9 protein-coding genes are annotated in these 13,593 nt (G+C 42.9%); 6 read left to right on the plus strand and 3 right to left on the minus strand.

Features of this window, described 5'->3' with window-relative positions:
• Window positions 1-9 precede the first annotated feature (9 nt).
• Window positions 10-3,210, minus strand: coding sequence for a SusC/RagA family TonB-linked outer membrane protein (locus tag QE417_RS11645; RefSeq protein ID WP_311950093.1), 3,201 nt, complete (start codon window positions 3,208-3,210; stop codon window positions 10-12).
• A 354-nt stretch (window positions 3,211-3,564) separates the two neighbouring features.
• Between QE417_RS11645 and QE417_RS11650 the strand changes: the two genes are divergently transcribed.
• Window positions 3,565-4,635 carry a sensor histidine kinase gene (locus QE417_RS11650; RefSeq protein ID WP_311950096.1) on the plus strand — a complete coding sequence of 357 codons (1,071 nt, stop codon included), beginning with the start codon at window positions 3,565-3,567 and terminating at the stop codon, window positions 4,633-4,635.
• 20 nt (window positions 4,636-4,655) lie between these two features.
• A complete protein-coding gene (locus tag QE417_RS11655) occupies window positions 4,656-5,408 on the plus strand; it encodes a LytR/AlgR family response regulator transcription factor (protein ID WP_311950099.1) in 753 nt (250 codons plus the stop codon).
• Between the two features lie 19 nt (window positions 5,409-5,427).
• On the opposite strand, the gene QE417_RS11660 is transcribed toward QE417_RS11655, so the two are convergent.
• A complete protein-coding gene (locus QE417_RS11660) occupies window positions 5,428-7,800 on the minus strand; it encodes a response regulator (RefSeq protein WP_311950100.1) in 2,373 nt (790 codons plus the stop codon).
• A gap of 8 nt (window positions 7,801-7,808) precedes the next feature.
• Window positions 7,809-8,402 (minus strand): DUF6436 domain-containing protein, encoded by a 594-nt coding sequence (locus QE417_RS11665; protein WP_311950101.1) that lies wholly within the window; start codon window positions 8,400-8,402, stop codon window positions 7,809-7,811.
• A 344-nt stretch (window positions 8,403-8,746) separates the two neighbouring features.
• Between QE417_RS11665 and QE417_RS11670 the strand changes: the two genes are divergently transcribed.
• From QE417_RS11670 to QE417_RS11685, 4 genes are all read left to right on the plus strand, one after another.
• Window positions 8,747-9,490, plus strand: coding sequence for a tyrosine-protein phosphatase (locus tag QE417_RS11670; protein ID WP_311950103.1), 744 nt, complete (start codon window positions 8,747-8,749; stop codon window positions 9,488-9,490).
• A 192-nt stretch (window positions 9,491-9,682) separates the two neighbouring features.
• On the plus strand, window positions 9,683-10,327 hold the full coding sequence (locus QE417_RS11675; protein ID WP_311950104.1) for a (2Fe-2S)-binding protein: 645 nt from the start codon (window positions 9,683-9,685) through the stop codon (window positions 10,325-10,327).
• Window positions 10,324-11,313: an FAD binding domain-containing protein gene (locus tag QE417_RS11680; protein WP_311950106.1), complete on the plus strand. Its 990-nt coding sequence runs from the start codon at window positions 10,324-10,326 to the stop codon at window positions 11,311-11,313. Before QE417_RS11675 ends, QE417_RS11680 begins: the two co-directional genes overlap by 4 nt.
• 85 nt (window positions 11,314-11,398) lie before the next feature.
• On the plus strand, window positions 11,399-13,561 hold the full coding sequence (locus tag QE417_RS11685) for a xanthine dehydrogenase family protein molybdopterin-binding subunit (protein WP_311950107.1): 2,163 nt from the start codon (window positions 11,399-11,401) through the stop codon (window positions 13,559-13,561).
• Window positions 13,562-13,593 lie beyond the last annotated feature (32 nt).

Here is a 13,593-nt window from a genome sequence, read left to right on the forward strand (position 1 = left end):
TCATTTAAGTTAAAACTTAACCTGTATACCAGTAGTAAATGTACGAGCATTACCAACCTGGTTACGATCTACACCTTGTACCGAATTGGCAGTTGTAGATGACCCAGATGCAGTAGAGACCTCGGGGTCAGGGCCAGGATAATCAGTTAGGACAAACAGGTTTTGTGCAGTACCATAAATACGAATGTTGGTTAAACCAAGCTTTGTAGCAATTGATTTAGGTAAATTATAACCTAAATTAATATTGCGCAGTTTTATAAAATCGCCTTTGTAAATATTTGACGTGATTGGGAATGATGAACCATTTGACACGTTATCACCATAAACAACACGTGGAACATCAGTAATTTGTCCCGGAGTGGTCCATCTGGTTAGGATAGTCGTTTCATTGTTCCAATAACGCTGATCGCGCAAGCCTGCCTGTGTTCCATAATACACATAAAATCCGGCCTGAAATGTAAATAAGAAACTAAGATCAATGTTTTTATAACGGAATGTGTTATTAAAACCACCTATTGCTTTAGGGCTTGAGTTGCCATAATTAACAGCATCAGTAGCAGCAGCAATGGCCGGTGCATTTGTACCGTCGGCATATTGATAGCGGCTTGCACTTGGGTTAGCAAAATTGAAAAACACTTCGCGACCAGCACCGTTTAAAAAAATACGACGACCAGTAGCCGGATCAACACCGTTAGTACGAACAGCCCACAAATCACCCAATGATGTTCCAACCTGGTTAATACTTACAGTTTCTAAACTATTTGCAGTTGTAACCGAAGTTAAACCGTTGTAAAGTTCAGTAAGTTTATTTCTGTTGAATGCGATGTTGAATGAAGGCGACCAAGTAAAATCGGTAGTGCGAACAGCATCAGCATTTAAGGTAATTTCTAAACCCTGGTTGTACATTTTGCCAATATTTACAGCCGGCGAGGTTGGTAAACCTGCCGATGGAGCAGTTGCAGGGAAGAAGATCAGATCATCTATACTATTTTTATAATAATCAATCTCAGCAGTAATTCTGTCGCCCAGCACACCAAATGCTAAACCAACATCAGTTTTCTTACTGGCTTCCCATCCTAACAAATTGTTACCGGTTTGGCTTGGGGTTAGGGTGCCGGCGCCATTATATAATCCTGTACCGTAAAAGCCGTAAGATGCATAGTTACCTAAGCCATTGTTGTTACCCACCTTACCGTAGCTACCTTTAACTTGAAAGCTGCTGAAAATTTTATCGGCTTTAATAGCTGTCCAGAAGCTCTCCTGAGAGATATCCCATTTTAAACCAAAACCCGGAAAGTATCCGCGCTTTTTGTCGCTACCAAAAGCTGAGTATTCATCGCTACGTAAAGTGGCACTTAAAAAGTATTTTTTGTCAAAATCGTAAGTTAAACGACCAAAGAATGATACCAGGTAGTTGTCGCCATAGTTCATGGTGGTTGCATTATTATTAACAAAACCCGCCTGTACAACGTCAAAAGCAACGTCAGTTAGTGTGGTACGCGATATACCGTATCCCCTTGTAAGGGTTCCCTGCTGCTCGTTACCCAATAAAATCCCTATATTATGTTTGCCTGCAAACGTTCTATTAAAGTCGGCAGTATTTGTCCACACCCATCGTTTGTCTTTCCGGTAAATGCCCGACGCAGCACCACCGTTAACACCTGGGCCAGCATAGCCGTCACCACTCAAAGGATTTTGAAATGTATCATTATCATTATTCAGGTAATCGATACCATATAATGTTTTCAAAGAGATCCATGGCAAAGGTTTAACTTGCAAATATGCGTTGGCTACAACGTGGTTCACTTCAGTAGATGAGCGATCAAGATCAAGAATAGGAAGGAAGTTGTAATAACTTACAGTTGATACGTTACGTGTATTAGTGCTTTGACCAATAACGTTGTTCATTGAACCCACTACGCCTGCATTAATATTATAAGTACCATCATTGTTATAAGGAGAAACGTTAGGCGCGTTTACCAAACCAATACGACCTAAACCTGCTGTTGCAAATGACGAGCCTCCAGAACCTGTATTTTGTGCAGCAGCATTATACTCATTGCTGTAAGATATTTTACCACCCACACTAATTATTTTGCTTACTTTATGATCAACGTTAAACAACATACCCTTGCGTTTATAGTCGTTTTTATTAACTATACCGGTTGATTTATTGTAGTTGGCAGAGAAATAATAGTTGGTGACATCAGACCCGCCCTGAACGCTCATGGTTGTAGCATAAGTTTCACCGGTGCGGTATACATAATCAAGCCAGCGGGTATTAATTGGCTGACCATCGGGGCCATTAGTTAACCTGAAATAGTTAAATGTTCTTGTCGGATCAGAGTCATTGTATGAACCTACGTTTCTTAAAGCTTCATTTTTAAGATCGGTATATTGAAATGCATCCATCATTGTTGGCAGCCTGTAAACATTGCTCCAGCCCATATAGCTGTCGAGCGTAAATATAGCCTTGCCTTTGATACCTTTTTTGGTGGTTACAAATACAACACCATTAGCAGCACGGCTACCATAAATAGCTGTGGCCGAAGCATCTTTTGCAATCTCAATCTTGTCTATATCCTCAGGGTTAATGTTACTTAAAGCATTTGATGAAGCATTTGATGCCGCATTATCACCGGTAAATACCGGAACACCATCAACCACGATCAATGGCTGTGAACTTAACGATACGGAGTTGGTACCGCGAATACGGAAAACAGGAGGGCTATTTAATACACCGTTAGGAATAGTAATTTGAACACCTGCAGCGCGGCCGCCTAATGCCTGATCAAATGATTGCACTGGAACCTCTGAAAATTGCTTACCGCCCACCGTAGCAATACTACCGGTGTTATCGCGCTTGGTTTGTGCCGAGCCGTAACCGGTAACTACTACCTCGTTAAGCGCACTTGCTGCTCCTGCCATAATAACATTTATTTTATCGCTGTTTGCCGGAAGAGTTTGTGTATCGAAACCGATAAAGCTGAAAATCAATGATTGACCTGTTCCAACTTTGATGGAGTAAGCACCATCGGGGCCGGTTTGGGTGCCGGTTTTTGTTCCTTGAACAACAACGCTTACGCCGGGTAGCGGCTGTCCGTCACTCTTGCTTGTAACCGCTCCGGTTACCGTACGGGTTTGCGCATAGGCTTGGGTACCTATGAAAAATAGCAAACCCCACAAAAATTTTTGTAGAATTTTTTTCATCAGTTAATAGTTTAATAGTTGACCGTAAGGTATGAACAAAATATTTACAAAGCAATTATTATTGCTAAAATTTCATGTTTTAACTATAAACTATAACAATTTAATAAAAAATCATTAAATTTTTAATCCATTATTGAATTCAACATTGTTTTTTTAACAAAAAGCCCTATTATTTCTTATCATTTACGTTAATATACTAAAATTTTAATCAAAATTATATTTCGCATATTAACATTTGAATTTTTTAAATCAGATTACAATTAATATTTAAACCCGCACCCCCATTAAACCAAAATTTCATACCATTCATCGGTATAAAATACATCTTCAAATGGTTTTGTGCACATTTACGCTATGAAACGCGAACGCGGTTACTTTCAAAACTCATTTTGGTACCACAATAAACGCAATAGCATTGTGGGCATTGGAGTGGGCATAATAATCGTAATTATTAAAAGCACATTTAATAACCACTTACTCCCTTTACAAAGGGCAGTATTTACGGTAATGTTCAGTGTATTAATTACCCTCAGTATTACTAACAGCGTGCTGTTTTACGCGCGGTTTTTAAAACCTCAAAAGTTAAGCGTGTGGAAATTTATATTGGTATATTACATATGTAACCTACTGGGTATGTTTATAGGGGTCGAATTATCTTACCTCATCATCTCGCTCATATTCCAAACAAGTTACATTCCTTTAAGCCATGTGGGTGAGTATAAATTTACATTTATAATTGTGCTTATTGTGGGTACTGTTATATATGTGTACAATGCTCAAAAAGAAGGCATGAAAGCCCGTCTCAGACAAAAAGAACTGGATTTAACCAAGATGATGCAGCTTAAAACCCAGGCAGAGCTGCAAACGCTGCAATCTAAAATAAACCCACACTTTTTATACAACTCGCTTAACTCCATTGCCAGCCTTATACACGAGGATGCCGATAAAGCCGAGGACATGACCCTTAAGCTATCAAAGCTATTCCGTTACAGTATAAACTCGCAGCAGGAAAACATGGCCAGCGTAAAAGATGAGATGGAAATCGTAAATACCTACCTCGATATTGAAAAAGTGAGGTTTGGCGATCGGTTAAAGTTTAATACCTATATTGATCCTGCACTGGCCGGCAAACACATCCCACGCTTTTTAATACAACCTTTGGTAGAGAACGCACTGAAACACGGCCTTAACAATACTGCCCAAAACGGCATACTCGCTATTACACTTAAGCAAGAGGACGGCCGCATTATTATTGAGGTAGAAGACAATGGCGCCCCCTTCCCCACGGAGCTGAATATGGGCTATGGCTTGCAAAGCACTTATGATAAATTAAAACTGCTATATGCCGATGATTACGAGATGCAGTTAATTAACACGCCTCGCAAATACATATGCATCAACCTTCCTTTACACTCCAATTTATAAGCTTATTATACCTTATATATATGTACACCTACAAAACCATAATTATAGATGATGAGCAACTGGCCCGGCAACGCCTTAAACGCCTGCTTAAACCCTTTGATGAATTTGACATTATAAGCGAAGCCGTGAATGGAGAAGATGGCCTTGAAAAAATTGAAGAACTAAAACCCGACCTTGTTTTTTTAGATATTGAAATGCCCCTGCTTAACGGCTTTGAAATGCTTGCCCGGCTCAAACATCAACCCAAAGTGGTATTTACCACGGCTTATGACCAGTATGCCATTAAGGCTTTTGAAGAAGACTCGATAGATTACCTGCTTAAACCCATTGAGGCCGACCGGTTGGAGAAAACGGTAAAAAAATTACAAAAAAGCATGCAACAGCCTGCACCCCTATTACCTGTTGAAGCCCTGATGAAGCAATTAATGGTAAAAAAAGATATTAAAACCCTTACTGTAAAAATTGGCGACAAAATATTGCTTATTAAGCTTAATGATATTGTTTACATAGAAGCCGAAGACAAATATGTTTTTTTGCACACTGCCGATGGTAAAAAGCACCTAACCGATTTTACCATAACCTCGTTAGAAGAAAAACTGCCCGACCATTTTACACGCATACACCGCAGCAGCATTATTAACACCGAGTTTATTAAAGAAATACGCCGCGGATTTAACGGCGCACTGGTTTTTGTGATGAACAACGCTAACGGCAGCAAACTCACTTCAAGCCGCTCAAACGGAGAAATGCTGCGCGAAAAATTTGATATTTAAACACAAATGGCAGTTAATATTATAGCGCTGTATCTTCTAAGGCACCTTCGCTGCTTACATTATAGGTGTGTTGCAAAAACATATACCATTGTTGCAGCTTGTCCATCAGCTCATCAGTTTTTACGGGCTTACTAATATAGTCGTTCATTCCAGCCATGAGGCAGTCTTCGCGGTCGCCTTGCATGGTATTGGCCGTAAGCGCAATAATTATAGGCTGCGCACCTATAGCTTTACGTATAACAACAGTAGCCTCTATACCATCCATTTCGGGCATTTGCATATCCATTAATATCAGGTCGTATTTATTGGCGCGGCAGGCGGCCACGGCTTCCAGTCCGTTATCAACAATTTGAGGCTGATAACCCAGTTTACCCAAAATATGCTTAATAACATTCTGATTTATCTTGTTATCCTCGGCCACCAGTATATTTAAAGGATTACGCTGACCAAACTCAATACTCAGGCGGCTTTTTTGTGCTGTTTTTTCCTCATTAACCGGCTGGCGTTTCAGCGCCAGGCTATTAAACACATACCGGTTTAAATCGTCTTGCCTTATGGGCTTGTTTAAAACGTAAGTAAATAGCTTACCATGCTCACGGGCATGCTCATGCCCTATTGAACTTAGTAAGATGATAGGAATAGCCGGGTATTGCTTTTTAAGGCTTTCGGCCAGTTGAACGCCATGTATATCGGGCATCTGGGCATCGGTAATAATTAGATCGGGATTGAGCTGGTTGGCCATTAACTCAATGGCTTCCATGCCCGATTTGGCAATTACCGGTTTTAGTTTCCAGTTCTCCAACTGGTCTTTTAATATTTTGCGATTAATGGCGTGGTCGTCAACCACCAGTACTTTTTTACCCGCCTGGTCGAGCATAAGAGGAGTAATAAGCGGTTGCAGCTCTTTAGTACCGGCAGCAGTGCGTATGGTAAACGTAAAGGTTGATCCTTTGCGGTCTTTACTGCAAACTCCAATTTCTCCGCCCATAAGTTTTACCAGTTTATCGCAAATTACCAAGCCTAAACCGGTACCTCCGTATTTACGCGTGGTCGACGAATCTACCTGGGTAAATGCTTTAAATAAACGGTCAATTTTTTCGGGCGGAATACCAATTCCTGTATCTTTTACCTCAAACTTTAAGCCGAGATCGCCATAGGTATCAACAGGTTCAAGTAAATCAACCTTAATAATTACTTCTCCATAGCTGGTAAATTTAAGCGCATTACCAACCAGGTTACTTAATACTTGTTGCAGGCGCACTTTATCGCCTACTATCTGTGCCGGTACACGCTTATCAACCAGATAGGCTAATTCAATACCCTTTAACGAAGCCGTTTTACCAAACATATCCAGCACATCTTCAATGCAGTAATGAAGGTTAAAGTCTTCGCATTCCAACTCCATATTACCAGCCTCTATTTTCGAAAAATCAAGGATATTATTGATCAACACCAGCAGGTTTTCGCCGCAATTGTTAATAGTATCGGTATACATACGCTGCTGCTCGGTAAGCTCTGTTTCGGCCAACAAGCCCGACATGCCAATCACCCCGTTCATAGGCGTGCGTATTTCATGGCTCATCATTGCCAAAAAGATACTCTTGGCCTGATTGGCTCTTTCGGCTTCGTCACGGGCATCAATAGCTTCCTCTTGCGATGCCACTGCTTCTTCTTGTGCGGCAACAGCTTCTTCGCGGGCTTCCTCTGCCTCACGGTGTGCAATAGCCAGCTCTTCGTTGGTTTTTAACAACCTGGCATTAAACAAGGTAAGTTCTTCGGCATTGCGCTGTCTTTCTAAGCTTAATAACGCCTCTTTATGTAACTCCCCCAGCTCAATAGCCTGCATAACCTGAATTTTGCCATACTTATTTAACTGGTAAGCCCAAAGCCCCGATATAAAAAAGATAACACAAGTTAATGCCAGGTGTATAACAATGGTTTGAAAGTCGAGATTATCTGCCTGGGTTACATAGTAACCATCAACACCTAAATGCTGCAGATAGCCTACCGTAGCATGATGTATGCCCACTACTATCAGGATTGGGATTTGCAAACGCCAGTTTTGATAAGTAATTAATACAGCACTGCCAATAAATGCAAAAAAGTGCATTTCAAACATACCATGCATCTGGTATATGAATTGAGCCATAAATACCCCAAAAACCGCACTCAGCACGTATTGATACAAGTTTGATTTAGGCAGGGCAATTTTTACACTATAATAAGCCAGCAGGCACAAAGTAGTGCTCCACAATGCCATGCTCAACGTGTTATAATAAAACGATAACCCAACGCCTGCTACGGCATAAGCTGCCAGGAAATAATCCATTATACGGTCGGAGCGCTTTTTTACTTCAGCGCTCAATTTCTGCTGATACTCGTTGTTGGACATTGCTTCTCTTATTGGGTATTATCGGCTAAACTGCATCCGTAAGCTTTTGAAGCCATAGGCAGTGAGGCAACAGGAATATCCTGCAGCACATCATTAAGCGCCTGACGGGCATATTCGGTTTTTTTATCGGTACAGTAGCGGCTACTATTGTAGTTGCCGCGGTACATTAACTGGTTTTGTGCGTTTAAGATAACTGCTTGCGGGGTTGAATATACGCCGCAGGCGGTAGCTAAAACACGATCGCTGATAACGGGCACATCAAGGTCAAATTTTTCTTTAACCTCTTCGGGCCTAATATCCTCTTTGGTAATTAGCACCACAATAAAACTGGCGCGGTTACCATATTGCTTTATCAATGTTTTTACATGCGCAATATTAAACCTCGAACATGGACATTCGGGGTTAAAAAAGTGCAGAAAAACAGGCTTGCTTTTATTATATTGAAGATTGGACGGCAAATTAATTATCGCACCGCTGCTAATTGCTTTGTAGTTTTGAGGTACTGGTGTAGGTAAAGTGTAACGGTACTCATTATACCAAAACAAGGCCCCCAAAGCCACTATCAGCAATACCAGCCATAAACTAATCAACAGTTTCTTCATTTTTTAAAGTACAGCTCCCGTTAAACAAGTTATAAAGCAGGGGACTTCACAATTTGCTATTTGCCTAAAAAACAGGGCATTCAACAAATATAATATAAAAAAATCCGGTATTCATTAACTTTAACACAACCTATAAGAGATTAACCATTGATTACTTTTGCAATAATTAATAAGAAATCCCTTTCGTTATATAAGTTACTGTTTACAACAAGCGACTTGTAAACATTTGCTGATGAATATGGTTTCATAAATAATTTTATCGAGCGGTTATACTTATTGCGGTCGTGTTAACCACGGCCTTATTCTGTATCTTTACAGGCTCAGCACAGCATTCAACCATTTATATGTTCGGACTATTCAAAAAGAAAGCGCCACAACCAGCAAAAGAAGAATTTGACTATGATTTTGTATCGGTAGATATGCACTCGCATATATTGCCCGGTATTGATGATGGGGCGCAAACTTTAGAAGATTCGGTCATTCTTATTCGCGAAATGATGGCCATGGGCATTAAAAAAATTATTGCCACACCGCACATCATGGCCGATTACTTTCGTAATAACGCCGAAACCATTAACGATGCGCTTGCTCGACTGAGAGAACACTTGATCACCGAAGGCATCAGCATACCTGTTGAAGCTGCGGCCGAACACTATTTTGACGAATATTTTTTAAACCTGATAGAAAAGGATGAGCTGATGCTCATTCAGAACAAATACGTGTTGTTTGAGCTGGCTTTTACCGCCAAACCACCAAACCTTATTAACACCGTACAAAAACTAACCGATAAAGGCTTGATCCCAATTTTGGCCCACCCGGAGCGCTATCCTTATCTTACCATACCCGAAGTTGAAATGCTGCGTAGCTGGGGTTGCCGCATACAGTTAAACACCATAAGCCTGACCGGATACTATGGCAAAGAGGTAAAAGCTGCGGCAGATGCGCTTGTTGATGCTGGGTTGATCGACTTTATTTCGAGTGATATGCATCACCCACGCCATGCCCACGCACTTAAAATTGCCTTACAAACTTCAGGTTTAAAAAAATTAAAGGATAGCGGAAACCTGCAGAATATTCAATTGCTGTAGTAATAACCATATGATTTAGCCGGTTATACAGGTATTTATCATCTTATTGGCCTTGCTAAAATAATGGGAAACTTCGCCCCCGCTTAGCCATTAACAGCCAGTGCATTACTTTGGAATTGGTATAAATAAGCATTAAATACACACCTTTTTTAAAAAAACAGGTAGCTTGGTATATACAACCGAATTTACCGTATGGAAGACCTGAATAATGGCCTTGGGGCTGATAACCAACATGAGCCAAAGGAAAACCCCAGGCGCGATTTTTTAAAAAAATCGTCGTTGTTAACCGCTGTAGCGCTTACACCCGGTGTAGCGGTTAAAGCTGCCGAAAGCCACCTCGACGAAAAGGTGGCCGCTGCTTTTGAGAAAATGCCAGTTAACATTACCGTAAACGGCGCAGCACATAAATTATCCATCGAACCACGCGTTACCCTGCTTGATTTACTGCGCGAACAGCTGCATCTAACGGGCACCAAAAAAGGTTGCGATTATGGTCAGTGCGGGGCTTGTACGGTGCATGTTAACGGTCAGCGTGTAAACTCATGCTTAACCCTGGCCATAACGGTTGACGGTAAAAAAGTAACCACCATTGAGGGTTTGGCTAAAGGCGAAGAACTACACCCCATGCAGGAAGCTTTTATTAAGCACGATGGTTTTCAGTGCGGGTATTGCACGCCGGGGCAAATCATGTCGGCCGTGGCCTGTATACGCGAGGGCCATGCCGGTTCAGAAGCTGAGATACGGGAATATATGAGCGGGAACATATGCCGTTGTGGTGCCTACCCCAACATTGTGAACGCCATACAAGAAGTGAAGAACGGAGGGCAGCAGGTATGAAACAGTTTCAGTATATACGCCCTGCCACCCAGCAAAGCGTGCTGGATGCCATAGCAAAACCCGGCGTTAAAATACTGGCCGGCGGCAGTAACCTTATTGACTTGATGAAACGCGGCGTAACATCGCCCGATAAATTGGTTGATATTCAAAAACTGCCTTTACATGGTATCAGTCAAAATCTGGGTAATGTTAGAACTGTATCTGTCGGTGCTTTAGAACTCAATAGTGCTGTTGCAGAACATAAAATCATTAAGGAAGAGTTTCCATTGCTGTCAATGGCATTAAACGCCGGTGCATCGCCGCAATTACGCAATATGGCAACCGTGGGTGGTAATATGATGCAGCGTACCCGTTGCACTTATTTTTACGATACCACCATGCCTTGCAACAAGCGCGAACCCAACTCGGGCTGTGGCGCTATGGAAGGCATTAACCGCATGCACGCCATTTTTGGCACCAGCGATAAGTGTATAGCCGTTCACCCGAGTGATATGTGTGTGGCTTTGGCCGCGTTGGATGCAACCGTAGAGGTAAAAAGCAAAAAAGGAACCCGTTATATTCCGTTCACCGAATTTCATAAACTACCGGGAGATACCCCTCAGCTCGACAATACGTTAGCTAAAAGCGAACTGATAACCCGTGTTATCATACCTAACAACCATTTCGCTAAAAACAGTTATTACCTTAAAGTACGCGATAGGGCATCCTATGCTTTTGCGCTCATTTCGGTAGCAGCGGCCTTGCATATTGAGGGCGGAACAATTAAAGATGCACGTTTGGCAATGGGAGGCGTGGCACACAAGCCGTGGCGCTTAACAGCTGCCGAGCAATTTTTAAAAGGCAAACCGGGCACCGCAGCAAACTTTGAGCAGGCCGCTCAATTAGCCATGCAGGGTGCCAAAAGCTATGGGCATAATGACTTTAAGTTAAAAATGGCTCCGGCAAGTATTGTAGAAGCTTTAAGCAAGGCAGCAGGATTAGTTTAGTTGTGGGTTTATCGTTGTGAGTTGCCCGGAAAGACAACTACAGCAAAATAAAACCACACAACCAACAACTCACAACACACAACCAATGAAAAACGATACCCAACATACTCCCCCATTTACCGAAGGCATTAACCGGGTAGATGGTATATTGAAAGTTACCGGTGCTGCCAAATATTCGGCCGAGTACGAATTGCCGGGCATGAGCTATGCCGTATTTGCCATCAGCACGATAACCAAGGGGACTATTGCCTCTATTGATACCAAGGCCGCCGAACGCGCACCGGGTGTGCTGGCAGTTATAACTCATCTTAACGCGCCAAAGGTTCCGGGCTATCAAACCGGCAGCGATCCGGATAAACCTGCTACCAGCGGAGGTCCGCTTAAATTTTTTGTAGATAATACCGTAAAATATAACGGCCAGCCCATTGCCATGGTAGTTGCCGATAGCTTTGAACGCGCTACGCATGCGGCATCGCTCATTAAAGCGCAATACAATAAAGAACCGCACGAAACCGATACCGAAAAGAATAAGGCCAAAGCGGCAAACCCTAAAGGCGGTCGCGGAGGTGATTACAAACGTGGCACGCCCGACGACTGGAAAACTGCTGCGGTAAAAGTGGAGCAGGAATATGTTGTTCCTATAAACGTGCACAACCCTATGGAGCTGAGTGTTACTCTTGCCCACTGGACAGCCGATGACAAGGTGACCGTTTACGCTAAAACCCAGGGCGTAAAATCAACTCAGAATGCCATAGCGCAAGCTTTTAAATTGCCCATCGAGAATGTGCAGGTTACTACCAAATTTGTAGGTGGTGCATTTGGCAACGCTTTGCGCACCTGGCCACACGAAATTGCCACGGTACAGGCCGCCAAACTGGTTAAACGACCGGTAAAAACGGTTTTAACCCGCGAGCTACAATTTAATACAGTAGGTTATCGCCCGTATACCTGGCAAAAAATAAGCATGGGTGCATCGGCCGATGGTAAGCTCACCGGCGTTATTCATGAAGCTACGGCGCAAACATCCAGCTTTGAGGAATTTACCGAAGGTACTGTTAACATGACACGCTTTATGTATGCATGCCCCAGCGTAGGTACCATATATAAAATAACGCCGCTTGATGTAAATACCCCCACCTGGATGCGCGGACCAGGCGAGGCAACAGGTGCCTTTGCATTAGAATCGGCCATGGATGAACTGGCCGATAAGCTGGGCATCGACCCCATTGAACTACGCATACGCAACCACGCCGATACCGACCCCGAGAACGGCAAACCTTTCAGCAGTAAAAACCTGAAAGAAGCCTACCAGATGGGAGCCGATAAAATTGGCTGGAGCAACCGCATACTCAAACCCGGCACCTTAACCGAAGATGGCTGGCTGGTTGGATATGGTATGGGCACGGGTGTATTTGGCGCAGGCCGTGGCCGGGCCACGGTTAAAGCCGCTATACAGGCCGATGGCACATTACTTATACAAACTTCGGTTACCGATATTGGCGTGGGCACAGGTACCGCCATGACGCAAATTGCATCAGAGATTTTCACCAACATCCCCGTTAAAAAAATAAAATTCGAACTGGGCGATTCATCGCTTCCTCCATCGCCTACGCAGGGTGGCTCTGCCATTACCTCAACCGTGGGCGGTGCCGTGCATGATGCCTGTACGCAGTTAAAAGAAAAATTTCAGCAGTTGATAGGTAATGGAGGTACCGATAAACCCGATTACGTTAAAGTACTGAAAGAAAAAAACATGCCGCAAGTGGATGTTACCGTAACCTCATCGGGCAGTACCGAGATGCGTAATTTTTCGAGCTATTCATACTCGGTGCATTTCATTAAGGTAAAAGTTCACCCTAAAACCGGCGTTGTAAGGGTTGATAAGGTGGTTTCCGTTGCCGATTCGGGACACATTGTAAGCCCTAAAACTGCCCGCAGCCAAATTGTAGGCGGAGCCATTGGCGGTATAGGGATGGCTTTAATGGAAGAAGGACTAATGGATCACCGTTACGGCCGCTATGTAAACAACAACTACGCCGATTACCACGTGCCCATCAGCGCCGATATTCCGCAGATTGATGCCCTGTTTGTTAACAAACCCGATTATCGCGTAAACCCTATGGGAGCCAAAGGTATGGGAGAAATTGCCTTGATAGGCATGAGCGCCGCCGTGGCTAATGCGGTATACAATGCCACCGGCAAACGTATTCGGGAGTTACCAATTACACCTGATAAGTTATTGGGGTAGGGATGTTAGCCTAATTTGTCATTTCGAACGAC

It is taken from the genome of Mucilaginibacter terrae (genome assembly GCF_031951985.1).
Lineage (GTDB): Bacteria > Bacteroidota > Bacteroidia > Sphingobacteriales > Sphingobacteriaceae > Mucilaginibacter > Mucilaginibacter terrae_A.